The sequence below is a fragment of the Pseudomonas sp. NPDC086112 genome, from assembly GCF_044746425.1.
GTDB lineage: Bacteria > Pseudomonadota > Gammaproteobacteria > Pseudomonadales > Pseudomonadaceae > Aquipseudomonas.
Window position 1 is genome coordinate 126,815 of the sequence record NZ_JBIVCD010000006.1, and the last position, 26,201, is coordinate 153,015.

Consider the following 26,201-nt stretch of genomic DNA (forward strand, 5'->3'; position numbering starts at 1 on the left):
TGCTCAAAAGGAAGGTGACCCATGCGTATAGACCGTTTAACCAGCAAGTTGCAGTTAGCCTTGTCCGACGCCCAATCCCTGGCCGTCGGCCTCGATCATCCCGCCATTGAGCCGGCGCACTTGATGCAGGCCATGCTTGAACAGCAGGGTGGTTCGATCAAACCCCTGCTGATGCAGGTGGGGTTCGACGTCAACAGCTTGCGTAAGGAGCTGACCAAAGCTCTCGATCAGCTGCCAAAAATCCAGAATCCGACCGGCGACGTGAACATGTCGCAGGATCTGGCGCGCCTGCTCAACCAGGCTGATCGCCTGGCCCAGCAGAAGGGTGATCAGTTCATCTCCAGTGAACTGGTGCTGCTCGCCGCCATGGACGAGAACAGCAAACTCGGCAAATTGTTGCTGGGCCAAGGCGTGAGCAAAAAAGCCCTGGAAAATGCGATCAATAACCTGCGCGGCGGTGAGGCAGTCAATGACGCCAATCACGAAGAGTCACGCCAGGCGCTCGACAAATACACCATCGACCTGACCAAGCGCGCCGAAGAAGGCAAGCTCGATCCAGTGATCGGCCGTGACGACGAAATTCGCCGCACCATTCAGGTCCTGCAACGCCGCACCAAGAACAACCCGGTGCTGATCGGTGAGCCTGGCGTGGGTAAAACCGCCATCGCCGAAGGCCTGGCCCAGCGCATCATCAATGGCGAAGTGCCGGATGGCCTGAGAGGCAAGCGTCTGTTGTCTCTGGACATGGGGGCTCTGATTGCCGGTGCCAAATACCGCGGCGAGTTCGAAGAACGCCTCAAATCCCTGCTCAATGAACTGTCGAAGCAGGAAGGGCAGATCATTCTGTTCATCGACGAACTGCACACCATGGTCGGCGCCGGCAAGGGCGAAGGCTCGATGGACGCCGGCAACATGCTCAAGCCGGCACTGGCTCGTGGTGAGCTGCACTGCGTCGGTGCGACCACGCTCAACGAATACCGCCAATATATAGAAAAGGACGCGGCTCTCGAGCGACGCTTCCAGAAAGTCCTGGTGGATGAGCCGAGCGAAGAAGACACCATCGCCATCCTGCGCGGCCTGAAAGAGCGTTACGAGGTTCACCACAAGGTGGCGATCACCGATGGTGCGATCATCGCCGCGGCCAAGCTCAGTCATCGCTACATCACCGACCGCCAGCTGCCGGACAAAGCCATCGATCTGATCGACGAAGCCGCCAGCCGCATCCGTATGGAGATCGACTCCAAGCCGGAAGTGCTGGACCGCCTGGAGCGTCGCCTGATTCAGCTGAAGGTGGAATCCCAGGCGCTGAAGAAAGAAAGCGACGACGCGGCGAAGAAACGTCTGGAAAAACTGCAGGAAGAAATCGCCCGTCACGAGCGCGAATACTCGGACCTCGAAGAAATCTGGAACTCGGAAAAAGCCGAAGTGCAAGGTTCGGCGCAGATCCAGCAGAAAATCGAACAGTCTCGTCAGGAACTGGAGGCTGCGCGCCGTAAGGGCGACTTGAACCGCATGGCCGAGCTGCAATACGGGGTGATCCCGGACCTGGAGCGCAGCCTGCAAATGGTCGACCAGCACGGCAAAAGTGAAAACCAGTTGCTGCGCAGCAAGGTGACTGAAGAAGAGATCGCTGAAGTCGTGTCGAAGTGGACCGGCATCCCCGTGGCGAAAATGCTCGAGGGCGAGCGCGAAAAACTGATGAAGATGGAAAGCCTGTTGCACCAACGTGTGATCGGTCAGGACGAAGCGGTGATCGCTGTCTCCAACGCGGTGCGGCGTTCCCGCGCCGGGTTGTCCGACCCGAATCGCCCGAGCGGTTCGTTCATGTTTCTCGGCCCGACCGGTGTCGGTAAAACCGAGCTGTGCAAGGCGCTGGCGGAGTTCCTGTTCGATACCGAAGAGGCAATGGTGCGGATCGATATGTCCGAGTTCATGGAGAAACATTCCGTGGCTCGACTGATCGGTGCGCCACCGGGCTACGTGGGCTATGAGGAGGGCGGTTACCTGACCGAGGCAGTGCGTCGCAAGCCTTATTCGGTGATCCTCCTGGACGAGGTCGAGAAGGCCCACCCGGACGTGTTCAACATTTTGCTGCAAGTGCTCGAAGATGGCCGTTTGACCGACAGCCATGGCCGCACGGTGGATTTCAAAAACACCGTGATCGTCATGACCTCCAACCTCGGCTCGGTGCAGATCCAGGAGCTGGTGGGGGATCGCGAAGCGCAGCGCGCGGCGGTGATGGATGCGATTTCCACGCACTTCCGGCCGGAGTTCATCAACCGGGTCGACGAAGTGGTGATTTTCGAGCCGCTGGCTCGGGATCAGATCGCCGGCATTACCGAGATCCAGTTGGGTCGCCTGCGTAGCCGCCTGACCGAGCGCGAGCTGAAGCTTGAGCTGAGCCCGGAAGCGATGGATAAGCTGATTGCCGTTGGTTACGACCCGGTCTATGGCGCACGGCCGCTCAAACGGGCGATCCAGCGCTGGATCGAGAACCCGTTGGCACAGCTGATTCTGTCGGGTCGATACATGCCTGGCGAGACAGCCAAGGGCACCGTGGAAAACGACGAAATCGTTTTCGTCTGATTCCCGTCGGCAGCAAATTGAAAGAGGCCTCGCATTGCGAGGCCTTTTTTTCGCCAGGCTGTTGAACTCAAAGGAAAAGGCTTGTAAAGTGCGCCCCGCAGTAAGTCGCCCTGAAGGGTTTCTGCTCCCCAAGCAGGAATCTGAAATAAGTTGCAAATCATTAACTTGAAAGCAATTTAGGGGGTTGACAGAGGTGCTTAAGATTGTAGAATAGCGCGCCTCAGACACACGAACGCAGCGATGCGAACGGGTCGAAGAGGTGAAGCAAGCTTCACAGTTGTAAATTGAAATATGTAGTTCCGTGATAGCTCAGTCGGTAGAGCAAATGACTGTTAATCATTGGGTCCCAGGTTCGAGTCCTGGTCACGGAGCCAATTTCAAACCGGGGTATAGCGCAGTCCGGTAGCGCGCCTGCTTTGGGAGCAGGATGTCAGGAGTTCGAATCCCCTTACCCCGACCATATTAAAAATCCTCGTATCGAAAGATACGGGGATTTTTTTTGCCTGCTGTAAATGCAAAAAAGCCCTGCTTCTCGACGCAGAGGCAGGGCTTGGGCCTTCAGAGGCTTAACTATTGTCTTTCAGGTGCTCGAACAAGCCCTTTGGCATCTTTTTACCATTGGCTTCGTAGTTGGCTTTCACGTTATCAAAAGCCTCTTGTTCCGAGATTTGACCATCATGGTTGGTGTCGATCTTGTCGAAATCGGCCTTGGGCGCCACTTTCAAAAATTCCGCGCGGGATACCTGGCCATCATCATCGGTATCGGTCCGGGCCATTGAAGCATCGCCGCACTTGCCTTCGCCACATTTACCTTCCGGCGTCTTCACGACCTGTTCCGCCGAGGCCAGCAGGTAGCCCTGAGTCAGCGGCTGCGAAGCGAATACGGAGCCGGACAACATCATGCCTCCGGCCAGGACAGCGCCGAGCAGGCCAACGGTGTTTTTGCTGAGAGTAGTGGTACGGGACATTACAAATCTCCTGGGTTGCACAATACAACCGCTCGATAAAGGACGCCACGTGAGTGCGGCGATGACCGAAGCAGGCAGTGCCTTGCTCGGGTGTGGCCATTTAGCGGGCGTGGTGTATCGCTACTGTGTCGCGCGAGGGGGGCTTTGTAAGCGAAGGGATGGAATTAGTGGGGGAGATACAGTGAGAAACACAAGTGCCTGGAAGTTGGACCGAGGCGCCTGCTTCGCGGGCAAGCCTCGCTCCTGCAAGATCGTTATTGGTTGCACATTTTGTGTACGACACAGATCCACTGTAGGAGCGAGGCTTGCCCGCGAAGAGGCCCTAAGTAACGCCGAAAATCTTAATGCAGCTTCAGACGAGGCTCAGTCCCGCGCCCAATCTTGCTACCGAGCATCAACATCGCCGTGCGGAACGCGCCATATAGCGCCATCTGGTGCATGCGATACAGCGACACGTAAAACATCCGCGCCAGCCAGCCCTCGAGCATGACGCTGCCGGTCAGGTTGCCCATCAAGTTACCCACAGCCGAAAAACGCGACAGCGAAATCAGCGAACCATAGTCGGTGTACTTGTACTCCGGCAGGGCTTTGCCTTCGATCCGCAGTTTCAGCGATTTGGCCAGCAATGAAGCTTGCTGGTGCGCAGCCTGGGCGCGCGGCGGCACATTGCGGTCGGTGCCTGGTTGTGGGCAGGCCGCGCAGTCACCGAAGGCGAAGATGTTCTCGTCACGAGTGGTTTGCAGGGTCGGCAATACTTGCAGCTGATTGATGCGGTTGGTTTCCAGGCCATCGATGTCCTTGAGGAAGCCCGGTGCACGAATCCCGGCGGCCCAGACTTTGAGGCTGGCGTTGATCACTTGGCCATCGGCGGTAATCAGGCTGTCTGCCGTCACTTCGCTGACAGCGGCGTTGGTCATCACGTTGACCCCGAGTTTCTCCAGGGTTTTATGCACCGGCCCGCCGATTCGCTCCGGCAGGGCTGGCAACACCCGTGGCCCGGCTTCGATCAGGGTGATGTGCATGTTTTCCGGTTTGATCCGGTCCAGGCCGTAGGCCGCGAGTTCATGGGCGGCGTTGTGCAGTTCCGCTGCCAGTTCGACCCCGGTGGCACCGGCGCCGACGATCGCTACGCTAATCTGCTCGACCTTATCGGTCTGCCCGGCGTGGGCGCGCAGGTAATGATTGAGCAATTGCTGATGGAAGCGCTCGGCCTGTTTGCGGGTATCAAGGAACAGACAGTGCTGCGCCGCGCCTTGAGTCCCGAAGTCGTTGGTGGTGCTGCCGACGGCAATCACCAGCGAGTCGTAAGGCACTTCGCGCGCCGGCACCAGTTCCAGGCCTGCCTCGTCATAGGTGGCGGCCAGCTGGATTCTCTTCTGTGCGCGGTCGAGCCCGCTCATGCGCCCCAGCTGGAACTCGAAGTGGTTCCATTTTGCCTGGGCAACATAGTTGAGTTCGTCTTCGGAAGAGTTCAGGGAACCTGCCGCCACTTCGTGCAACAACGGTTTCCAGATGTGGGTCAGGTTCGCGTCGACCAGCATCACACTGGCCGTGCCGCGCTTGCCCAGAGTCTTACCCAGACGGGTAGCCAACTCCAGACCGCCGGCGCCGCCGCCAACGATGACAATACGATGAGTCATGGGGATATCTCGCAAGGCTAAAAGAAATCGGTGCAGTCAACCGAGCGAGCGCGATGCAGCTCATAGCGTCAGGTAACTGATAAGTCGGCTCAACAGGCCTAAACCCATGGTCACTGCCAACACCACCACCAGGAGCATCCACGGCCGGAAAGGCCGGCGCTCGACTTGGTGCTGGGACAGGTTCAGGTACTCTTCGACATGTTTCTGGTCGTCGGGGTTCAGGCGGCTGGTCATAAAGGCCTCGTCAGGTAGACGTTGCTGAATGTGTAGACGCTACAGCGCGCAGCGATGTTGCGACCTATCCGGTGTGGAACGGAGCATAGTTGCTGGCGGGAATGGCGAATGATTCCACTTTGTAACACTCGGCGACCAACTACTGCAACGGACTCACAGGCTGATCCCGACGTCGAAAACGATGCTGCGCCCCAGGTTGCTGCGCAGGAAATCCGGAGCTTCCGGGTGGGCGAACAACACTCGGGCGAAGGTCGGGCCGACCAGCGACAACGAGCGCCAGCCCTGACGCAGGTATTCGGTGGGCGGCGGAAAGTGGCTGTTGAGGTCCAGCACTTCGCGCTTGAGGCTGGCGAAGGCGATGATGTCCAGCTCCCCCAGGTCCATGCCGCGCTCTTTGTAGTTGTGGGCTTTTTTGCGCAAGGTCGGCGCCAGTCTCAGCAGAAATTCATTGGCCGGGATGCGCCGGGGCTTGGCCTCGCGGCGCACTAGCTGGCTCAGGGAAAACGCGCTGCGTCGACGTTGCAGCTCGTCGCGCCATTCGTCGTTGAGGCGCCGACCCTCGTCGAGCACGAAGAATACTTCGAAGTTCGCGTCGCGGAACAGCACGTCCGGTGGCTCCCCGGCGGGGGCAAACTCGTCGGCGCGATAGGGAATGTTCAGGCCTTGCAGCAGGCGCTGGCAAACCCAACGCTCACGCTCCCATTTGCGGGCATTGGAGAGGAACGTGTTGGCTTGCTCGGCCGCAATGGTCAGCAGGCGTAAATAATCTGAATCATCCATAGGCCCAAGCTTAGCGTTCAAATGTGATCTGAATAATAAGTCTGTCGCAAAAGAAAAAAGTCTGTCGGGATTTCTTCAGCCGTTTTTTCTGGCATGCCTATGGGTGTTTATCAGCGAATATCTTCTGCCGCCGTATCAGGTCCTTGATTATCTGGCCCGGGTTCTTGCGCTTGATCCACCCATTCCCAGAACAGCTGATAGCCGACCGCGAGTATCACAGGGCCGATAAACAGGCCGAGGATTCCGCTCGTGACCATGCCGCCCAAGGCGCCGATCAGCACCACGGGCATCGGTACATCGACGCCACGACCCAGCAGCAGCGGTTTGAGGACGTTATCGACCAATCCCGCGATGAAGACATAAATGGCAAACACAATGGTCGCCGTACTGGCACCTTCGCTCATGAAAACAAAGACGATGACCGGAAGGGTAATCAGGGTTGCCGGTAATTGCATGATGCCAAGAAGCAGCACCGCCAAGGCGAGAAGGCCGGCGCCGGGGACGCCCATGAACACAAAACCGATGCCCACCAACAGCATCTGGATGAACGCGATGCCGACCACCCCCAACGCTACTGCCCGGATGGTCGCGGTGCACAGATCGGCGATTTTCGGCCCGTTGATTGGACCGCTGAAGCGCGTAACGATTCGTACCGCACTACGGTGGCCGCTTTCTCCATACGCTAAAAAAATACCGGCAATAAGCAGGGCGACGATGAATAAAAGGAGCCCCATGCTGACACCCGCAAGCTTGCTCAGCAGGGAGAGGCTGACACCTTTGATTTGCGGCATGAACTTGTGTGCCAGATCGGGCAGGTCAGTGGTGGCTTGCGCCCACAAGTTATAAAGAGGTTCTCCCACGAGTGGCCAGCTGGCTACCGTATCGGACGGTGGCGGAATATGGAAACTGTCGGTTTTGACCATGGTCATGACCTTTTCCACGGAATCCGCAAGCGAGGCTCCCAATAAATAAATAGGCACCATAAGAATACTGATGACGATGAATATGATCAGCGTCGCGGTGATCCCGTCCTTGTTTCCCAGCTTGCCTTTGAATCTGATCTGCAAGGGGTAGAGGGTGATTGCCAGGATCACCGACCATAGCATCAGGTCGAGGAACGGGCTGAATATCTGAAAGCAGAACATCACCAGAACGGCAATCACTCCGGCACGAATCAGTACGTCGAGCAGGTCTCGGGAAAAAACCTTTTCGAGAAGGGGTATGGGAACCATGGATTACCTCCTGTAGAGAGTGGCAAGGGCCTGCATTTGGTAAGTCCAGCCCCGGTCGCAAGTGAGCCGGTGAACATGCCGCTCAGCGACTCTTGTCCTCCCGAGCCATCCAATCCACCGGATGTATCGCGAGATAGCTGTCGACTGCAGAGCCTATTGTTGGAAAGAACGCTGTTTCGCCAAGCCGCGCAAAAAGCCCGAATCGCTTCAGCTTGTCCTTGACCGGGTCCTTCATCTCGGCCACGCACAACTTGATACCCGCCGCGTGTAACGTTTCGTCCAGTTCCGCCAACATGTCGGCGGAGGTCACGTCCACGCTGGTGACGGGTTCCGCCGCAACAACCAGCCAGCGCACTGGCGTAGGCGATGCGGCCACGGCGTCCAGCACTCGGTCATGGAACAATTCGGCGTTGGCGAAAAACAACGGCGCATCCCAGCGAAACAGGACCAGGCCGGGTACAAGGCGCGCGTCGGGATAGCGCTTGATGTCGTGATAACCCTTCACGCCGTCCGCGCGTCCCAGGACGGCAGAGTAAGGACGCCAGCCATCCCACAGAAATTCGATGACGGCGATTACGATGGCCAGGCCGATCCCCTCGATCGCACCCAGCACGGCCACGCCGATGGTGCAGACGATTGACAGCCAGAACTCCCAACGCTGAATTCGATAAATGCGTCGCAGGTCGGTGACCTCAATCAGGCCGATGGCGGAGGCGATCACCACCGCAGCCAGTGCGCTGGTAGGCAAATCCTTCAACAGGTCCGGTGCCATCACCAGCAGTAAGGCAACAGCAAGCGCGCCGATGACTCCGGTCAACTGGGTTTTGGCGCCTGCGGCCTCGGCCACGGGCGTACGTGACGAACTGCTGCTGATCGCAAAACCCTGAAAAAATCCGGCGGCCAGGTTGGCGACACCGAGGCCCACCATTTCCTGGTTCGGGTCCACATAGGTGCGGGTCCGCGCCGCATAGACACGCGAGAGCACGCTGGTATCGGCGAACGAAACCAGGGCAACGGCGCAACCACCGATCAGGACGGGGACGATGTCGTCGCGGGTGATCCAGGGGATGGCGAACGCAGGCAAGCCTTGTGGAAGCGAGCCGAGGACCGATATTCCAGTGCGCGCGGCAAGGTCCAGCACAGCCACGGCGACGGTCGCTCCCGCCACGGCGATCAGAATGCCCGGCACGCGTTTGTTGCCCTTGAGCAGCAGAATCACGGCCAAGGTGGCTGCGCCGACCATGAAGGCGGTCCAGTTGGTTTTCCCCTCCATTACCGCCGTAGCGATCGCCCACAGGTTTCTCAGCGGGCCGTCGGATTCAATCGAAAAACCGAAAAACTTGGGCAGTTGGCTGATCAATACCGTCAGCGCGATCCCGTTCATGTACCCGTAGCGGATCGGTTTGGAAAGCAGCTCCGTGACAAAGCCCAAGCGCGCTATGCCGGCCAGGATGCACACCACCCCCGATACGATCGCCATCATGCTCGCAAGGGCGATGGCACGATGCGGATCACCGCCGGACAGTGGCAGCACGACGGCGAGAATGACGGCAGCCAGCGAGGAATCCGGCCCCAGCACCAGAATCCGGCTGGGTCCGAACAGCGCATAAGCGAGCAGAGGAACGATGGTCGCGTAAAGGCCATAGATGCCGGGTACGCCCGATGCCACCGCGTAGGCGATACCGACAGGCACCAACATCGTGGTCAGCACCAGTCCGGCCACGAGGTCGTGCCGCAACCAGGTTATTTTGTAACCGCGCAGCGTGCGTAGTCCGGGCAGCCAGCGACTCCAACCGGTGTCGCCGCCGGTGTTGCGATGGGCAATGCGGCCGGGTTCCGGGACGGGAGGCGAAGCATCCGAATGGCTCATAGGACTGTGGCCCTTTGGTGTACAGCGCAGATCCGCTTGAACGTGCCGGTCAGAACTTTTCCGGAATTCGCCGCAACGGATAATCCGGTTCACGATAGCCGCCTGATTTCTGCCGTTTTGGCAAAATCACCTTCTCGCGCGGTACATTCTTGTACGGAATACGGCTGAGCAAATCAGAGATGATGTTGAGGCGGGCCCGCTTCTTGTCGTTCGAGTTGGCCACAAGCCACGGAGCATGATCGGTGTCGGTCGCCTTGAACATGTCGTCACGTGCGCGCGAGTAGTCATACCAGCGGCTGTATGACTTGAGATCCATGGGCGTCAGTTTCCAGATTTTGCGGCCATCCTTGATCCGCGCCTCGAGCCGACGGGTCTGCTCCTCTTCGCTGACTTCCAGCCAATACTTGAACAGCATGACGCCCGAGTCGACCATCATGCGTTCCATCAGGGGGGCCAGGGCCAGGAAGCGGGTCACCTGCTTATCGGTACAAAATCCCATCACACGCTCGACCCCTGCGCGGTTGTACCAACTACGATCGAAGATCACCACTTCGCCAGCCGCAGGCATGTGCGCCAGGTAGCGCTGTATATACATCTGGCTCTTCTCGCGATCGGTCGGGGCCGGTAGCGCCACCACCCGAAAGACACGCGGGCTCACCCTCTCAGTGAGCGCCTTGATTGTCCCACCCTTGCCGGCACCGTCACGCCCCTCGAAGACGATACAGATCTTGATGCCCTTTTCTTTCACCCATTCCTGCAACTTGACCATTTCGACATGCAGTCGGCGTAACTGCTCAAGATAGTCTTTGTTCTTCAGTTTCAAGGGTTCAGCGGAGTTGCTTTTAACAGCGGTTTTCTTCTTGTCCTTTGCCATGACCCAAGCCTCACCTATGCCAGTCGCTGACTGCCGATAGATAGACCCCTGCAGGTGCAGCTATCAGCTTGCAGATCGCGCATTGCTTCGAGCAAACCTGGCGTCAGTCGTGGACGGCCCTCTGCTCTTGACGTTCAACTTCATCACCAACCGCGTGAGTCTAGTCCATGAATCAACCCTCTACAGGGTTGCTACAGGGCCTTGCACAAAACGGATAGCGATCTGCGCAAAGCGGCTATTGCCCCGTGCCCGGCGTCTCTACCCTCGGCTGTACGGACGTTAGCCGCGTTACCGACTCTTAAAAAAACAACAACAAGAGATAGATGCCATGCGCAAGATCAACGTACATGAGGTGATCGACAACGCTCGATTCAACCGCTTTCACTGGATGGTGCTGTTCTGGTGCGCCCTGATCATCATCTTCGACGGATACGATTTGGTGATCTACGGCGTGGTGTTGCCGATGCTGATGAAAGAGTGGGGGCTCAGTCCCCTGCAAGCTGGCGCGCTGGGAAGTTATGCACTGTTCGGGATGATGTTCGGCGCGCTGTTTTTCGGCCCGCTGTCGGACAAGATTGGCCGCAAGAAAGCCATCACCCTGTGCGTGATGCTCTTCAGCGGTTTTACCGTGCTCAATGGATTTGCCCGTAACCCCACCGAGTTTGGCCTCTGCCGGTTCGTTGCCGGGTTGGGCATTGGCGGGGTGATGCCCAATGTCGTGGCGCTGATGAACGAGTACGCGCCGAAGAAAATCCGCAGCACGCTGGTGGCGATCATGTTCAGTGGTTACTCGGTGGGCGGCATGCTCTCGGCGGGGCTCGGCATCGTGCTGATCCCCAGTTTCAGCTGGCAGTCGGTGTTTTACGTGGCGGTGCTGCCGTTGCTGTTGTTGCCGTTGATCATGTACTTCCTGCCTGAATCGGTGGGTTTCATGCTGCGTCAGGGGCGCAATCAAGAGGCGCGCAACATCCTGGAACGGATTGACCCGGCTTACGTTGCACTCGCCAGCGATCAGTTGCACATGAGCGAAGTGAAGGGCACTGGCACCCCGGTGTTGCAACTGTTCCGTGAGGGGCGTGCGTTGCGCACGCTGATGCTGTGGCTGGCATTTTTCTGCTGCTTGCTGATGGTCTACGCCTTGAGTTCCTGGCTACCGAAACTGATGGCCAACGCCGGTTACAGCCTGGGCTCGAGTCTGTCGTTTCTGCTGGTGCTCAACTTCGGCGCCATTTTCGGCGCGGTCGGCGGCGGAATGCTGGGCGATAAGCTCAACCTGCCGCGCGTGTTGGCGGTGTTCTTCGTCGTGGCTGCGGTATCGATCACCTTGCTGGGCTTCAACAGTCCGATGCCGGTGTTGTACCTGCTGATCGCCCTTGCCGGCGCCACCACCATCGGCTCGCAGATTCTGCTGTACGCCTGCGCCGCGCAGTTCTACTCCATGACCATTCGCTCCACCGGTTTGGGCTGGGCGTCGGGCATCGGCCGCAACGGCGCGATCGTCGGCCCACTGCTGGGCGGTGCCTTGCTGGGGATCAGCCTGCCACTGCAACTGAACTTCATGGCGTTTGCCTTGCCGGGTGCGGTGGCCGCTCTCGCCATGACCGTGTTCGCCATCAGCAGTCAGCGCAGCGCCAAAGGCGCCACCCAGACGCTGGCGCCGACCAGCGCCTGAACCCGGCAGTGGCGGCACGGCGTCATGCCGTGTCGCCGGCCTGGTCACCCATACTTTTTTCCGAACAAGAGCGGCCGGGCCTGTGCCACGGATCGCCTGACGAGTCTTGCGGCGAGGTTTCATGAAAGCGTTATTTCAGGACTTTTCCCTGTCTGCTGCCGTCGCTGGATTTATCGCCACGGTGATTTCCTACGCAGGCCCCTTGGTGATCATCTTTCAGGCCGCCGAGACCGCACACCTCTCGCGGGAAGTGTTGTCGTCCTGGGTCTGGGCGATTTCCATCGGCAGCGCCGTGCTCGGTATCGGTTTGAGCCTGCGTTACCGCGTCCCGGTGATCATCGCGTGGTCGGCACCGGGCTCTGCGTTGCTGGTGGCACTGTTGCCGGGAATCTCCATGCCGGAGGCGGTGGGCGCTTACCTGGTCAGCAGCCTGATCATTTTCCTGGTCGGCGTGTCGGGGGCGTTTGACCGGATCATCGGCAAACTGCCCGCGGCGATTGCGGCGGCGATGCTGGCGGGGATTCTGTTCAGCTTCGGCACGGGGTTGTTCGTCTCGTTGCAAGGCAAGCCATTGCTGGTGCTGGCGATGTTTGCCACGTACCTGATCTGCAAGCGGGTGATGCCGCGCTATGCGGTGTTGATGGTGCTGCTGGTGGGCTGTTCGATGGCGTTTCTTGCCGGTGATTTGCACCGCGAAGCGCTGGTGATCGGTTTGGCCACGCCGGTGTGGATCACCCCCGCGTTCAGCTTGAGTGCAATGCTGAATGTCGCCTTGCCGCTGGTGATGGTGGCGCTGACCGGCCAGTTTGTTCCCGGCATGGCGGTGCTGCGTGCCAGCGGCTACCCAACGCCGGCCGGCCCGATCATCGCCAGCAGCGCGTTGGGCACTGCGCTGTTGGCACCGTTCGGTTGTCACGGGTTGAATCTGGCGGCGATTACCGCCGCCATTTGTACCGGTCGCGAGGCCCATGAAGATCCGCGCAAACGCTATGTGGCCGGGGTCGTGGGCGGGCTGTGTTACCTGGTGCTGGGGATCTTCGGTGCCACGCTGGTTTCGTTGTTTTCGGCGTTCCCCAAGGAACTGATCGCAGCCCTGGCCGGGCTGGCGCTGTTCGCCGCGATAGCCGGGGCGTTGGCCGGCGCAATGGCCGTGCCGATTGATCGCGAAGCCGCGTTGGTGACCTTTCTCACCACCGCCTCGGGCATGTCGCTGTTTGGTTTGTCCGCCGCTTTTTGGGGGCTGATTTTCGGCATGGTCACGCACGTGCTGTTGAGTGCCCGGCGTCCCGCGCCGGCGATTCAAGCGGCCCCTGCGCAGGAGGTGGCGCGCTGATCGAGTAGTTAATCGAAACCCGATCCCTTATCCGTTTTCACCATCCCTCGCGGCGAATCCGCCACGGGTGGAGCACTTCAACCTGTCGATCAATAACAATAAGAGAACAGCGATGAAACAGATTTTTCCAGCAACCGGTTCAGTGTTGTCCCTGGCGGTCGTCTCGGGTTTTTCCAGTGGCGTGATGGCCGCCGAGGGCGGCTTCATCGAAGACACCACGGCCACCTTGCAGGCGCGTAACTACTACTTCAGTCGGGACTTTTCCGACATCGTCGGGGCCAATCAACAGTCGAAGGCCGAAGAGTGGGCGCAAGGCTTCATCCTCAACGTCAAATCCGGTTATACCCAGGGCCCGGTCAGTTTTGGTGTGGATGTCATCGGCCTGCTCGGCCTCAAACTCGACAGCAGCCCGGACCGGGTCAATACCGGTTTGCTGCCGGTGCACGATGATGGTCGCGCGGCAGATGATTACAGCCGTCTGGAAGGTGCGCTGAAGATGCGTTACTCCAAGACCGAGCTGAAAGTGGGGGAGTTGCAACCCAACGTGCCGGTGCTGGCCTTCAGCGATATCCGGCTGCTGCCGCCCAGCTATCAGGGCGCAAGCATCAGCTCCAATGAAATCGATGGCCTGACCTTGCAAGGCGGCCACTTGAATTCAACCAGCCTGCGCAACGAGGCCGGCGACGAAAAGATGCAAGCCATGCTCGGTCATGTTCCGCAGCGTCAGGTCAGCAGCGATGGTTTCAACTTTGCTGGCGCCGACTACGCCTTCAATGACAAGCGCAGTTCGCTGAGTGCCTGGTTCGGGCAATTGGAAGATATCTACAACCAGCGCTTTCTCGGCTTCAAGCACAGCGAGCCGTTGGGAGACTGGATCCTGGGCGCCAACCTCGGCTACTACGATTCGCGCGAAGACGGCAAAAAGTTGCTGGGCAATATCGACAACCAGGCGTTCTTCTCGTTGCTGTCGGCCAAGCGCGGCGGCCACACGTTTTATGTCGGCTATCAGGGCATGTTCGGCGACAGCGCCTTCCCGCGAGTCTTTGCCAACATCTCACCGCTGGGCAACGAGGTGCCGACCTACGAGTTCGCCTACACCGATGAGCGCTCCTGGCAAGCGCGTTACGACTACGACTTCGCGGCCCTCGGCATGCCCGGCCTGACCAGCACCGTGCGTTACATCACCGGCAATAACGTCGACACCGGAAAGGGCTTTGAAGGCAAGGACCGCGAGCGCGATCTGGATATCGGCTATGTGCTGCAGAGTGGCAGCCTCAAAGGCCTCGGCATCCGTGTTCGCAATGTGATGGCGCGTTCCAACTACCGCAGCGATATCGACGAAAACCGCCTGATCCTCAGCTACACGTGGAAGCTGTTATGAGCAAGCCCGCGATCAAAGATCTGTGGTGCAGTCGCCCATGACTTCGTACGTCACGCGATGGGTCTGGCCCTGATGATCGACATATTCCATGGTCGCAGGCACAACCCCGCAGGCAGTTGCGGTGTTCGTCACTGAAACCACCTTGGCGATGTCCAGCGGCTGCGCCGGGTTGTACGAGGTGGCGGCTGGCTCGTTGCCGGCGGCCAGGGCCGAGGTGGCGGCGAGGGTCAGAAATAGGCTGATCAAGGTTTTCATTTTTCCGTACTCCGTGTTGATTCCGATGGCTCAATTCTAGGCTTTGCCCGCGACCGATAAAGGGGCCTCGGCCTGATTCAGCCTTACAGAAAACGTAACAGTCGCTGGTTCTTTTTGATCGGGTACATATCCGTTTCTGCGGTAGCGGCGGCTGGCGGTTTCGCTCTTACAGCGAGTCACTTTGGAAAAGCCCCAAAGTAACCAAAGGGCTCTTGCCCCTTTCGTTCGGTGCCTCGCCCAGGCTCGGCATGCCCTTGCTCCGGTCCTGCTCCGTGGGCCCGCCGCCATCGGCCATCCATGGCCGGGGGCGGCTAACCCGGCATCCATGCCGGGTTGCCCACTGCGCAGAACCTCCGCTCGGCCTCTCGAGGGGGCGGTGCGTCAAGATCAAAAGCTGCAGGCGAGCTAACGCTCGGCCTGTTGAGTGGTGAAAAGCGCAGTGGTACGCAGATCCATTGTGGGAGCGGGCTTGCTCGCGAAGCAGTTGATCTTGCCGTTGCTTTGGCTTTGGCTTTTGATCTTGATCTGTTGCCCCTTTCCCAGAGGCCGAACGCAGGCATTGCGCAGGGGGCACCGCGGCATGGATGCCGCGGTAGCCGCCCCCGGCCATGGAGGGCCGATGGCGGCGGGCCCCCGGAGCAATGCCGGAGTGAGGGCATGCCGAGCCTAAGCGAGGCACCGAATGGCGGGGCAAAAGCGCTTTGGTTACTTTCGCGCTTTTCGAAAGTGACCCGCCGTAAGGGCGGAACCCTAGGTGGCCGTTACCGCAGAAATGGATATGTACCCAATCGTGGAGCGCCCCCGGGGCCGGTACAAATGTGTATACCAGCCCGAAGTCGAAGGGAGTAAAGGGCGGTGTAGACTGATCGCCTGTTCTCTTTTGGCAAGACAAGGGAGTGTGCCCAGCCATGATCGGTGCCGAGTTACTGTCATCCGAAACCCTGACGGTGGGGTGGCTGATCTATGCACCGGTGCTGATCTGGGCCATTGCGCGAGCCCCCTGGGTCGAACTGTTCAGCGACAACCGCCGCCAGCATCTGTTGTTCGGCACGGTGTTCGCGCTGTTCATGCTCTGGCTGGTGCGACGGGACTTCGACACCGGCGTGTCCTATCACTTCATCGGCATGACGGCGGTGACGTTACTGCTGGATTGGCCGTTGGCGATTGTCGGCGGATTGGTCGCGCAAACGGGATTGGTGCTACTCGGACGGCAGGACATGGCGGCCATGGGGGTCAATGGCGCGCTGCTGATTCTGCTGCCGGTGCTGGTCACCGAGTGCTGCGCCATCCTGGTGGAGCGCGCGCAGCCGCGTAATCCCTTTGTGTACATTTTCTGTTCGGGTTTTTTTGCCGCTGCGTTGTCGGCCCTGTTGTGCCTGATCCTGGCGCTCACGCTGCTGTGGTACGACGAACGTTTCGCCATGCCGTACTGGCTGACAGATTTTGTCGGCTACCTGTGGCTACTGATTTTCCCGGAAGCGTTTATCAACGGCATGGTGGTCAGCGCATTGGTGGTGTTCTGCCCCGAATGGCTGGAGACGTTCAATCGCACCCGCTACCTTTCGGCGCCCTGGAAAGACGACGATCCCAAATCTTGATCCACATCAAATCCAAAAAGCGTTGCCGAATCCATGCTCTGGAAAACCTTCAGGAGCAATGGCATGAGTGTGTATGAGTGGGCCCGGCAGGAGTTGCGTCAGAGTCTGGATGTGGCGCAAGAGGTGGGCTTCGATCCGGGATTGAGCCTGCGTGCCTTGCTCAGTGCGGTGGTGCAGCAGAGCAAGACGGTACGCAATATAGAAGACCTGGCCGATGAGTTGCGGTTTCTCGCCGAGAACCTCGACGAGGGCCAGGACTATGGCTTTATGCGGCCCTGAGGGGCGGGATCAGTGGCGCGGGTCGAAGTCTTCGCTGAACATTTCGTCTTCGGCATCCGGGCTCACCGGGATCTTGTGTTCTTCCGACGCCCAGGCGCCCAGGTCGATCAGTTTGCAACGGTCCGAACAGAATGGCCGGAACTTGCTTTCGGGGCTCCATTCGACAGGGGCGCCACAGGTTGGGCAATCGACGGTTGGGGTTTGGCTCATGACTGGCCTCCACGCAAAGTAAGGTAAAAATGATGCAGGCGTTCGACCTCGCTGTGCAGCCAGGCGAGGTCGCGGTCGTTGACCACCACATCGTCGGCATGGCTCACGCGGTCCTGTCGGCTGGACTGAGCCTTGAGGATCGCCTGGACCTGCTGTTCGCTGGTCTGGTCACGCTGCAGGGTGCGTTCGATCTGTAACTGTTCCGGGGCATCGATCACCAGGACCCGTTGGGTCATGGCGTACTGCCCGGACTCGATCAGCAGCGGCGAAACCAGAATCGCATAAGGCGATTGTGCCTTGGCCAGATGGTGAGTGATTTCTTCGGCGATCAGCGGATGCAACAGCGCTTCGAGCCAGCGGCGTTCATCCGGCACTTCGAAGATCAGCTTGCGTAGCGCCGCACGATCCAGTTGGCCGTCGGCTTGCAGCACGCCGGGGCCAAAGTGCTCGGCGATCTTCGCCAGTGCCGGGCGACCGGGTTCTACCACCCAGCGAGCCGCATGATCGGCGTCCACCACGTGCACGCCCAGATCGATGAAGTGCTGGGCGGCCGCGCTTTTGCCGCTGCCGATGCCGCCGGTCAGGCCGAGAATCCAGGGTTTTTCCACAGGGGTATTCATTTCAAACCGACAAACTGCCAATAGAAGCCGGTTATTTGACCACCCCAGAGCAAGGCAATCCAGCCGGCAATGGCCAGATAGGGGCCAAAGGGCAGCGGAGTCGAGGTTTTCGCATCCCGCAGGCGCAGCAAAATCACCCCGAAGACGGCGCCCAGTAGCGATGACAGCAGGATGGTCAGCGGCAGGATCTGCCAGCCGCCCCAGGCGCCGAGCATCGCCAATAGCTTGAAGTCACCGTAGCCGATGCCGTCCTTGCCGGTGATCAGCTTGAACAGCCAGAACACCGTCCAAAGCGCCATATAGCCGGCCACCGCGCCCCAGAGCGCGTCATGCAGTGACACGAAGAGCCCGAAACTGTTGACGATCAATCCCAGCCATATCAACGGCAGCACCAGCACATCCGGCAACAGCTGGTGTTCGGCGTCGATCAGGCTCATCGCCAACAGGCCCCAGCTCAGGACCAGTACCATGCAGGCCTGCCAGCCGAAACCGAAATGCCAGGCGACGAACGCTGACAGCACGCCGCAAGCCAGTTCGGTCAGCGGGTAACGTTTACTGATCGGCGTCGCGCAGTTCGAGCATCGCCCGCGTAAAAACAGATAACTGAGCACGGGAATGTTTTCCCACGCTCGAATCCGATGGCCACAGTCGGGGCACTCGGAGTGAGGCAGTATCAGGTTGTAAGCCGGGCCGGGGGCTTCGGGTGGCAAATCCAGGACGTCATGGGCTTGCAAGCGCCATTCACGCTCAAGCATTTTCGGCAGGCGCCAGACCACCACGTTGAGAAAACTGCCGATCAGCAAACCGATCACCCATGCGGTGATCACGAAGGCCAGCGAGTTGTGACTCAGAAATTCGTTCAAGGACATATCAGATCGCTGAGCCAAGTTGGAAGATGGGCAGGTACATCGCAACCACCAGGCCGCCGACGATAACCCCCAGCACCACCATGATGAAAGGCTCCATCAGACTGGTCAGGTTATCGACCATGTTATCCACCTCGTCCTCATAGAAGCTCGCGACCTTGTCGAGCATGTCATCCAGTGCGCCAGACTCTTCGCCAATGGCCGTCATCTGGATCGCCATGTTCGGAAATATACCGGAGGTGCGCATCGCAAAATTCAGCTGCATGCCGGTGGAAACATCCTGCCTGATGCGTAATACCGCTCGCTTGAACACGATGTTGCCGGTTGCGCCTGCCACTGAATCCAGGGCTTCGACCAGTGGGACGCCGGCGGCGAACGTCGTCGACAAGGTGCGGGCGTAACGGGCCACGGCGGACTTGTACATGAGCGCGCCAACCAACGGCAGTTTCAGCAGCCAGGTGTCCATTCGGTCCCGAAAGCCCGGGGACTTTTTAAAGGCATGGCGGACGCCGAAAACCAGCGCACCCAACAGGCCGAGCACCATCCACCACCAGGCCTGCAGGAACTCCGACAAGCCGATGACCATCACGGTGAACGCTGGCAGTTCGGCGCCGAACCCCGAGAACACCGACTCGAACTGCGGCACAACCTTGACCAGCAGAATCCCGGTCACAATGATAGCGACGAACACCACCGCCAGCGGGTAGGTCATGGCTTTCTTGATTTTGGCCTTGAGGCTTTCGCTCTTTTCCTTGTAGGTTGCCACCCGTTCCAGCAGGGTATCCAGAGCACCGGCCTGCTCGCCGGCATCCACCAGATTGCAGTACAGCTCATCGAAATACTGGGGCTTTTTGCGCAAGGCCGCGGCGAAGCTGTTACCGGCCGCGACTTCCTGTTTTACCTCCTCCACCAGTTTGCGCATGCTCGGGTTATCGAAGCCCTCGCCGATAATGTCGAACGATTGCAGCAGCGGTACGCCGGCTTTCATCATGGTCGCCATCTGTCGGGTAAACAGGGCAATGTCCAGGGCCTTGATGCGTTTGCCGGCACTGAAAATGGACGCGGTTTTTTTCCGCACCTTGCCCGGGTTGATCCCTTGCTTGCGTAACTGGGCCTTGATCAGCGCGGGATTCTGGCCGGTCAATTCGCCGGTCATTTTTGTGCCTTTTTTGTCTGTGCCTTCCCAGGCATATACGCTGATTTTCGCTGCTTTGACCGCCATGTTCAGTCCTTGGTGACCCGATTGATTTCTTCAAGGCTGGTGATGCCTTGCATGGCCTTGAGCAGGCCCGAAGTACGCAGGTCGTTGAAGCCGTCCTTACGCATCTGGATGTCGATTTCCAGTGAATTGCCTTCGGCCATGATCAGCCGTTGCAGTTCTGGGGTGTTCTTTACCACTTCATAAATCCCTACTCGCCCTTTGTAACCGTTGTTGCACTGATCGCAACCGACCGGTTCATAGATCGTGAATGAGCCGATGCGTTCCTCGGGAAAGCCTTCTTTGAGCAACGCCTCGCGGGGAATCTCGATGGGCTTTTTGCAATGACTGCACAGTTTGCGCGCCAGGCGCTGGGCGATGATCAGGCTGACCGAGGTAGCAATGTTGAACCCCTGAATCCCCATGTTGTGCAAGCGGGTCAGGGTTTGCGCGGCGCTGTTGGTGTGCAGGGTGGAAAGCACCATGTGCCCGGTCTGGGCGGCCTTGATGGCGATTTCGGCGGTTTCGAGGTCGCGGATTTCGCCGACCATGATCACGTCCGGGTCCTGACGCAGAAACGAGCGCAGCGCCTGGGCGAAATCCAGTCCCTGCCTGGGATTGACGTTGACCTGGTTGATGCCTTCGATGTTGATTTCTACCGGGTCTTCGGCAGTGGAAATATTGATGTTGACGGTGTTGAGGATGTTCAGCCCGGTATAGAGCGACACGGTCTTGCCCGAACCGGTGGGGCCGGTCACCAGGATCATTCCCTGTGGCTGCTTGAGCGCGGCCATGTACAGGTCTTTCTGGTCGGGCTCGTAGCCGAGGGCATCGATGCCCATTTGGGCACTGGACGGGTCGAGGATCCGGATTACCACTTTCTCGCCCCACAAGGTCGGCAGTGTGTTGACCCGGAAGTCGATGGACTTGCTTTTGGACAGGCGCATCTTGATTCGCCCGTCCTGAGGTTTGCGCCGCTCGGAGATATCGAGACTGGCCATGACCTTCAGCCGCGAGGCAATGCGGTTGGCCAGTTGTGTCGGCGGCCTGGCGACCTCCCGCAGCATGCCATCGGTGCGCATGCGCACGCGGTAGATTTTTTCATAGGGCTCGAAATGCAGGTCGGAAGAACCGCTCTTGATCGCGTCGAGCAGCATCTTGTGGACGAAGCGCACCACCGGCGCGTCATCGGCGTCTTGCCCCACGAGGACGTCTTGTTTCTGCTCATCGACCGACTCGATGTCCACCCCGTCGAGGTCGACATCGGCCATGTCTTCCAGGCCGGTGGAATGGTTGTCGAAGAATTTTTCGATGGCGTCGCTGAGCTTGTCTTCTTCCACCAGAATGGCTTCGGTGCTCAGCCCGGTGCTGAACTGGATGTCGTTGATGGCCTGGTGATTGGTCGGATCGGAAATCCCCACGAACAGCTTGTTACCACGCCGCCAGAGGGGCAGGGCGTGGTGCTGGCGGATCAGCTTCTCACTGACCAGCCCTCGGGGTTGGGTGTCCTTGTCCAGGCAGTTGAGGTCCAGCAGGGCCATGCCGAAATGCTCCGAGGCCACCTCGGCGACCTGCCAGCTTTTCAGCAGTTTGTTTTGCACCAGATAGCTGACCAGCGAAATTCGATTGCGTTGGGCTTGTTGATACGCCTGTTGCGCACTTTGGTCAGTGATCAGCTCGGCCAGTACCAATTGCTTGGCCAGACCGCTAAGGGCGATGTCATTCATTGGGATACCGGACGCAGACAGTGAATGACTTATAGCCTAGTCAAGCAGTGGAACCAAACCAGTCGGGGTGAGGTGACAAAAAGTGTCAGATAGTGCGGATCCTTGGAGTAGGAAAGGTCTTTGCCGCGATCTCGCGCCCAGCAGACAGGGACGCGCACGGCTTGGCATGACCTGTGCTGTGCCTTGTTCAGATCATGAGATTTCGACTCATGCATGGAGCCTGTCTATGAAAAATCAAAAAGGTTTTACTCTGATCGAGCTGCTGATCGTGGTGGCGATCATCGGGATTCTGGCGACGTTTGCGTTGCCGCAGTATTCGAAGTACCAGGCGCGGGCAAAGGTAACTGCTGCTCTTGCAGAAATCTCGGCACTGAAAGTGCCTTTCGAAGACATCATCAATCAAGGCACCGATCCCACCCTGGCCAAGATTGGCGGTACGGCGACCACCGGTAATTGCACGATTACGGCATCGGGTACCGCCTCTGACGGTGCAGGTACTATTGGTTGCACGATTCTCAATGCCCCGGGGCCGGTGCTCAGCAAAACCATCACGCTTACGCGCACCCTCACCGGTGGCTGGACATGCGCCACCACAGCTGAACAGGAATATGCGCCTAAAGGCTGCACTGGCGCCTGATCCATTTTCATCCTTCAAATGCCCCGCGTTTCACGACGCGGGGCATTTTTTTACTCGTCATTTGTGGGCCAATTCAATAATCAAGAAAACCCCCGACAATTCATGGCCTTAGGCCTGCGTTAAAACCCGCAAGTTGCATGTAGATAATTTATCAGTCATGCATTTTGCATGATTTCGGAAATTGTCTTTTTATCTAACTTATTGATTTATAACTATTTATTTTTTATCTGACAGTTGGCACAGCGTTCGCACTATCTCCTGTAACCCTGCTGACAAGACACGCAGCAGACTTTCCAGAAATACAGGAGTTACTCGTATGAAGAAGTTCGCTATCGCTGCCGCTACTGCTACCGCGTTGACCCTGACCATGGCCAACGCTGCATTTGCACAGACCACCCAAGCGACTCAGGCACCCATGATGCTGGCCGCCGGTGAAGTCACTGAAGCGAAAGAGGATGTTTCCGATACCTGGATCACAACCAAAGTCAAAGCAGACCTGGTCACCGAAAAAGGCATCCCAGGCACCGACATCAAAGTCGAAACCAACAAAGGCGTTGTTTCCCTGTCTTCGATGACCGTTCTGACAGACGCTCAGAAAACAACCGCCGTGGCTATCGCCAAGAAAATCAAAGGCGTCAAAGCGGTGTCCGCTGACGGCCTGAAATCCGAGTAAAACAAGGCTTCTCGCCTGGACCGGGAGAAGGAGCGGTAGACGGGCCGAGTCATACGTCTGCCGCAACTTGAGAGTTCATGCGAAGGCCACAAGGATGTGGCCATTACAGGCCCCGGCATTCGTGTCGGGGCCTGTTCTATTGCGGGCTACGCAAAACAACTGTGGGAGCGGGCTTGCTCGCGAATGCGGTGTGCCAGTCAACATTGATGCCGACTGACACACCGCATTCGCGAGCAAGCCCGCTCCCACATTGGTTTGTGGTGGATTTAATTCCCACGCTTGCTGGTGATTCGAACCAACCGGTTGCCTTCAAAGCGCAGGTACTGGTACATCCCGCTGTTGGGCCCGTAGGTCCATTCCTCGACTTGAAATTCTTCCCGTCGATTGGCGCTGCGCTTGTAGCCCAGCAAGTCGCGGGCAACGGGCTCTCCGCATTTTTGCAGCACTTCGCTGGACCTGTCCCCGACGCTGATCAATTGACTGCCACAACGCAAGGTCTCGGCCGCCGCTGCCTGGCCGGCAACCAGCAACAGAGCCAGGCTCAGAAGCCAATGTGCGCCCATCATTCGGCATCCAGATGCATGGGCGTGATAACACGGCCATCGCTTTCTGCCTCGCCGAGGCTGGCGTCGATGAAGTACACGCGGTCATCGGCCAATTGCCCCTTGTCCACCAGATAATCCTTGATGCTGCTGGCCCGTTCTTGCCCCAGTTGACGCAACAGCACCTCGCTGGAACTCCAGAACGCGATCACGCCTTCCCGCATTTTTTTGCTGCGTTCTTCCTTGCCCAGATCCTTCCATTCGGCGGGCGGCTGGGTCTTGAGGCGTGTGCGGTAGATCCCTTCAAGCAGCGGGCCTTTCTCGTTGTTCGGTACGTCCAGCAACGAGGCTTGGGCCGGTACTTTGTCACCGCGACGCTGGAGCATTTTGTAGTAGTTGTACTGGTATTCCCGCTCCAGGCGTTGCTCGGCAATCAGCGGGCCATCGCTGCTCTTGGCGGCGGTGCCTTCGATTTCCAGGCGCAGGGCCGGACGCTCCTTGAGCGCTTGGGACAGTTTGACCAGCGCCGCTTCGGCATCTTTGCTCAGGTCACTTGAGCCCGGTGCGAACGCCACGCTGCCCAAGTCTTCCGAACCACCGCCGCTGACCAGGCCGCCAATCATTTTGAATGGCGCTGCGGCCGCTTTCACGATCAGGTTGCGCAGGGTCTGCCAGATAATAGGCATGACACTGAACTGAGGGTTGTTCAGGTCGCCGCTCACCGGCAGTTCGATGGAAATCTTGCCGTCGACATCCTTGAGCAAGGCTATCGCCAGCTTCAGTGGCAGGCTCACGGCATCTGGACTGTCGACCTTTTCACCCAGTTGCAACTGCTCGACCACCACTTTGTTTTCGGCCAGGAGCTGGCCGTTGGTGATCTTGTAATGCAGGTCGAGATTGAGCCGGCCCTTGCGGATACGGTAACCGGCGAACTTGCCGGAGTAGGGCGTCAAAGTGGTCAGTTCCACCCGTTTGAAACTGGTGGCGATGTCCAGGCTGGCCATCGGGTCGAACGGATTGACCGAGCCCTTGATGGTCACCGGTGCATAGCGGTCGACCTTGCCTTTGATGTCGACGCTGGCCGGTTTTGCCTGTCGGCTGTCGATGGTGCCAATCTTCCCGTTGAGCTGTTGAATGGCTGTAGCGAAGTTCGGGGTCAGGCTGAAGTCGGCGAAGTTTGCCGAACCGTCATTGATGGCAATGCCGCCAATGTGGATGCCCAGCGGTTTTTCTTTTCCGGCTGCTGGCTTGGCTGCGGCGGTAGTGGCGCCGGAATCGGCCGGTTGCGGGATCAACAGGTCATCGACGTTGGTGGTGCGATCATCGTTGATCATGAAGCGTGCATAAGGCTGGAACAGGTTGACCTTGTCGATCGACAGGCTGTCGCCATGTTGATAATTCAGGCCTTCGAGCACCAACTGTTGCCACTTGAGGAAGTCGCGGGTTTTCAGAGTGTCGAGGGTATGCAGTTGATCGACCTGGGCTTTGCCTGTGACGCTGAACGCCAGCGGTTCGGTGCTTTTCAGGTCGACCGCCAGATCACTGCCCAGCATGCCGCTGCGCAGTTCGAGACGAATGAACGGGTTGATGTAGGACTGGGCGACGCGCAGGTCGATGTCCTTCGTCTGCACGTTCAGTTTGGCGCTGATCGGGGCCAGATTGACCACGCCGTCCGCTGTGATCTTGCCTTGCTTGCCCACGCCGGTGTCGAGCTTGAGGTTGAAAGGTGAGCCATTGAGGCTGTCGAAATTTTGCAGGTCCAGGTTCAGCGGACCCACCTCCAGCGCGACCTCCGGTTGTGCCTTGCGGTCGGCCAGATGTACCTGATAGTCACGTAGCTGCACGTCTTTGAGCAGCACCTGCCAAGGCTTGCTCGGCGCGGTCGGTTCAGGCTTCGGCGAATCGGCCGCTGCCGGCGTGCTGGCTGGCTCGGCATTGGCTTTGTTGGCCGCTTTGGATGGCTGACTGGCGAACAGTTTTTGCCAGTCGAGTTGCCCGTCGGCTTCGAGGGAGGCCCAGGTTTCCAGTTTTTTGCTGCGGATCTTGCCGACCACCACTTGCTGTTTGGCCAGGTCTACGGTGGTTTCGCTGATGTCCAGTCGCTCGAGCTTTGCCAGCGGTCGACCGTCCGGCGTCTTGATAGCGAAAGGCGCGACACTGACTGCAACGTTACTTAGCAGCAGTTCGGTTTCCTTGGCCAGGTTGAGTTTGTAGTCGGTGCTGAGGCTGATCACGCCCTCTTCGAGTGCGAGTGGCACAGCATCACGCACATAGGGCCAGAAGGATTTCATCTTGCCGTCGGTGATTTTCAGCTTACCTTCGGAGGCGATCGGGATCAGGCTGAAATTACCGGTCCAGTCGATCTGTCCACCTGCCGGGCCGACGGCGACCAACGTCATGTCGGCGCTGTCTTCAGGCAGGGTGCTGAGGTTTTTCAGTTCGAAATCGAGTTTGTCATAGAGGAACTCGATGGGTTCGCTGGGCCGTGCATCCTCGAAATGCAAGGAGCCGCCGGCCAGTTTGATCCGCTCCACGCGCAGCGGGAATGGTTTGGCGTCCGGATCGACCGGGGTCGGTTCGCTGGCGGGGATTTTGAACAGGCCGAGCAGGTTGAGTTTGCCGTCCTTGCCGAAAAGGATTTCAGTCTTGGGTTTGTCCAGTTCGATATCGGACAGGTGCAATGCCTTGGTCCAAAGACTGTCGATCTGCAGGTTGGCGTACAGACGTTCGAAGCCCACCTGTTCCTTGCCCGGCTCGCCGATGACCAGGCCCCAAAGGGTGACTTCAAGGCTGAAGGGGTTGAGTTCGATCCGCTGAATCGTCGCAGGTGTCGTGGCGTAGTTGGCCAATTGTTGGTTGGCGATTCGCAACGCGATGCCCGGCAAAATCAGAAACCCCAGCAGGCTATAAAGAGCCAGGGCAGTCAACAAGGCGCCGATAGCGCGAATCAATCCTTTGGGCATGTGCGGCTTCATCTGTCGGAATCTGAGTGCCTTGGAGTATGGCATGCGTTTGCGGTTCCGAAG

General features: G+C 58.6%; 23 protein-coding genes and 2 tRNA genes. 10 read left to right on the forward strand and 15 right to left on the reverse strand.

The features are described from left to right. Positions 1-21 precede the first annotated feature (21 nt). The 3 genes from clpB (at position 22) to ACIPLA_RS06920 (ending at position 3,046) form a co-directional block, all read left to right on the forward strand. Positions 22-2,586, forward strand: a complete 2,565-nt coding sequence (clpB, locus tag ACIPLA_RS06910) for an ATP-dependent chaperone ClpB (protein WP_192345402.1) — start codon at positions 22-24, stop codon at positions 2,584-2,586. A 298-nt stretch (positions 2,587-2,884) separates the two neighbouring features. Continuing rightward, positions 2,885-2,960, forward strand: a tRNA-Asn gene (locus tag ACIPLA_RS06915). Between the two features lie 9 nt (positions 2,961-2,969). Further along, positions 2,970-3,046, forward strand: a tRNA-Pro gene (locus ACIPLA_RS06920). Between the two features lie 106 nt (positions 3,047-3,152). Here the strand turns inward: ACIPLA_RS06920 and ACIPLA_RS06925 are convergent. From ACIPLA_RS06925 to ppk2, 7 genes are all read right to left on the reverse strand, one after another. Continuing rightward, on the reverse strand, positions 3,153-3,554 hold the full coding sequence (locus ACIPLA_RS06925; protein ID WP_218398792.1) for an EF-hand domain-containing protein: 402 nt from the start codon (positions 3,552-3,554) through the stop codon (positions 3,153-3,155). 341 nt (positions 3,555-3,895) lie between these two features. Next, the gene (locus ACIPLA_RS06930) at positions 3,896-5,194 is read right to left on the reverse strand and encodes an NAD(P)/FAD-dependent oxidoreductase (protein WP_401172597.1); all 1,299 of its coding nucleotides are present in this window, start codon (positions 5,192-5,194) and stop codon (positions 3,896-3,898) included. Positions 5,195-5,254: 60 nt separating this feature from the next. After that, positions 5,255-5,428, reverse strand: a complete 174-nt coding sequence (locus ACIPLA_RS06935; protein WP_123497141.1) for a DUF3094 domain-containing protein — start codon at positions 5,426-5,428, stop codon at positions 5,255-5,257. A gap of 153 nt (positions 5,429-5,581) precedes the next feature. Then, the gene (locus tag ACIPLA_RS06940; protein WP_008008717.1) at positions 5,582-6,208 is read right to left on the reverse strand and encodes a DUF1780 domain-containing protein; all 627 of its coding nucleotides are present in this window, start codon (positions 6,206-6,208) and stop codon (positions 5,582-5,584) included. A gap of 110 nt (positions 6,209-6,318) precedes the next feature. Beyond that, positions 6,319-7,440, reverse strand: a complete 1,122-nt coding sequence (locus ACIPLA_RS06945; protein WP_401172601.1) for an AI-2E family transporter — start codon at positions 7,438-7,440, stop codon at positions 6,319-6,321. Between the two features lie 82 nt (positions 7,441-7,522). Further along, complete coding sequence (locus tag ACIPLA_RS06950; RefSeq protein ID WP_401172604.1) at positions 7,523-9,310, reverse strand: SulP family inorganic anion transporter; 1,788 nt, start codon at positions 9,308-9,310, stop codon at positions 7,523-7,525. Between the two features lie 49 nt (positions 9,311-9,359). Continuing rightward, positions 9,360-10,184 carry a polyphosphate kinase 2 gene (gene ppk2, locus ACIPLA_RS06955; protein WP_401172606.1) on the reverse strand — a complete coding sequence of 275 codons (825 nt, stop codon included), beginning with the start codon at positions 10,182-10,184 and terminating at the stop codon, positions 9,360-9,362. Between the two features lie 328 nt (positions 10,185-10,512). Between ppk2 and ACIPLA_RS06960 the strand changes: the two genes are divergently transcribed. The 3 genes from ACIPLA_RS06960 (at position 10,513) to ACIPLA_RS06970 (ending at position 14,570) form a co-directional block, all read left to right on the forward strand. After that, positions 10,513-11,856 (forward strand): MFS transporter, encoded by a 1,344-nt coding sequence (locus tag ACIPLA_RS06960; RefSeq protein WP_401172609.1) that lies wholly within the window; start codon positions 10,513-10,515, stop codon positions 11,854-11,856. Positions 11,857-11,977: 121 nt separating this feature from the next. Further along, on the forward strand, positions 11,978-13,189 hold the full coding sequence (locus ACIPLA_RS06965; RefSeq protein WP_401172612.1) for a benzoate/H(+) symporter BenE family transporter: 1,212 nt from the start codon (positions 11,978-11,980) through the stop codon (positions 13,187-13,189). A 112-nt stretch (positions 13,190-13,301) separates the two neighbouring features. Then, the gene (locus ACIPLA_RS06970; RefSeq protein ID WP_401172615.1) at positions 13,302-14,570 is read left to right on the forward strand and encodes an OprD family porin; all 1,269 of its coding nucleotides are present in this window, start codon (positions 13,302-13,304) and stop codon (positions 14,568-14,570) included. Positions 14,571-14,582: 12 nt separating this feature from the next. On the opposite strand, the gene ACIPLA_RS06975 is transcribed toward ACIPLA_RS06970, so the two are convergent. Further along, a complete protein-coding gene (locus ACIPLA_RS06975) occupies positions 14,583-14,825 on the reverse strand; it encodes a DUF2790 domain-containing protein (RefSeq protein ID WP_401172618.1) in 243 nt (80 codons plus the stop codon). Between the two features lie 908 nt (positions 14,826-15,733). Here ACIPLA_RS06975 and ACIPLA_RS06980 point away from each other — a divergent pair. Both ACIPLA_RS06980 and ACIPLA_RS06985 read left to right on the forward strand, forming a co-directional pair. Beyond that, a complete protein-coding gene (locus tag ACIPLA_RS06980; RefSeq protein ID WP_401172621.1) occupies positions 15,734-16,423 on the forward strand; it encodes an energy-coupling factor ABC transporter permease in 690 nt (229 codons plus the stop codon). Between the two features lie 63 nt (positions 16,424-16,486). Continuing rightward, positions 16,487-16,702: a hypothetical protein gene (locus ACIPLA_RS06985; RefSeq protein ID WP_218398780.1), complete on the forward strand. Its 216-nt coding sequence runs from the start codon at positions 16,487-16,489 to the stop codon at positions 16,700-16,702. 9 nt (positions 16,703-16,711) lie between these two features. Here ACIPLA_RS06985 and yacG read toward each other — a convergent pair whose 3' ends face one another. The 5 genes from yacG to pilB are packed head-to-tail and all read right to left on the reverse strand — an operon-like array spanning position 16,712 to position 21,323. Then, positions 16,712-16,912: a DNA gyrase inhibitor YacG gene (gene yacG, locus ACIPLA_RS06990; protein ID WP_218398779.1), complete on the reverse strand. Its 201-nt coding sequence runs from the start codon at positions 16,910-16,912 to the stop codon at positions 16,712-16,714. Further along, positions 16,909-17,532, reverse strand: coding sequence for a dephospho-CoA kinase (gene coaE, locus ACIPLA_RS06995; RefSeq protein ID WP_123497164.1), 624 nt, complete (start codon positions 17,530-17,532; stop codon positions 16,909-16,911). The genes yacG and coaE overlap by 4 nt, the downstream gene beginning before the upstream one ends. Further along, positions 17,529-18,401, reverse strand: a complete 873-nt coding sequence (locus ACIPLA_RS07000; RefSeq protein ID WP_218398778.1) for an A24 family peptidase — start codon at positions 18,399-18,401, stop codon at positions 17,529-17,531. The genes coaE and ACIPLA_RS07000 overlap by 4 nt, the downstream gene beginning before the upstream one ends. 1 nt (position 18,402) lies before the next feature. Further along, positions 18,403-19,620, reverse strand: coding sequence for a type II secretion system F family protein (locus ACIPLA_RS07005; RefSeq protein WP_218398777.1), 1,218 nt, complete (start codon positions 19,618-19,620; stop codon positions 18,403-18,405). A 2-nt stretch (positions 19,621-19,622) separates the two neighbouring features. Beyond that, positions 19,623-21,323 carry a type IV-A pilus assembly ATPase PilB gene (gene pilB / locus ACIPLA_RS07010; protein WP_401172628.1) on the reverse strand — a complete coding sequence of 567 codons (1,701 nt, stop codon included), beginning with the start codon at positions 21,321-21,323 and terminating at the stop codon, positions 19,623-19,625. A gap of 226 nt (positions 21,324-21,549) precedes the next feature. Between pilB and ACIPLA_RS07015 the strand changes: the two genes are divergently transcribed. Together ACIPLA_RS07015 and ACIPLA_RS07020 are read left to right on the forward strand one after the other, a co-directional pair. After that, positions 21,550-21,960, forward strand: coding sequence for a pilin (locus ACIPLA_RS07015; RefSeq protein WP_401172631.1), 411 nt, complete (start codon positions 21,550-21,552; stop codon positions 21,958-21,960). A gap of 316 nt (positions 21,961-22,276) precedes the next feature. Then, entirely contained in the window at positions 22,277-22,633 is a 357-nt protein-coding gene (locus tag ACIPLA_RS07020) for a BON domain-containing protein (protein ID WP_007901973.1), read from the forward strand. Positions 22,634-22,899: 266 nt separating this feature from the next. Here the strand turns inward: ACIPLA_RS07020 and ACIPLA_RS07025 are convergent, their stop codons facing one another. Together ACIPLA_RS07025 and ACIPLA_RS07030 are read right to left on the reverse strand one after the other, a co-directional pair. Next, positions 22,900-23,196, reverse strand: coding sequence for a DUF2845 domain-containing protein (locus tag ACIPLA_RS07025; protein ID WP_218398911.1), 297 nt, complete (start codon positions 23,194-23,196; stop codon positions 22,900-22,902). Continuing rightward, positions 23,196-26,183 carry a DUF748 domain-containing protein gene (locus ACIPLA_RS07030; RefSeq protein WP_401172635.1) on the reverse strand — a complete coding sequence of 996 codons (2,988 nt, stop codon included), beginning with the start codon at positions 26,181-26,183 and terminating at the stop codon, positions 23,196-23,198. The genes ACIPLA_RS07025 and ACIPLA_RS07030 overlap by 1 nt, the downstream gene beginning before the upstream one ends. Positions 26,184-26,201 lie beyond the last annotated feature (18 nt).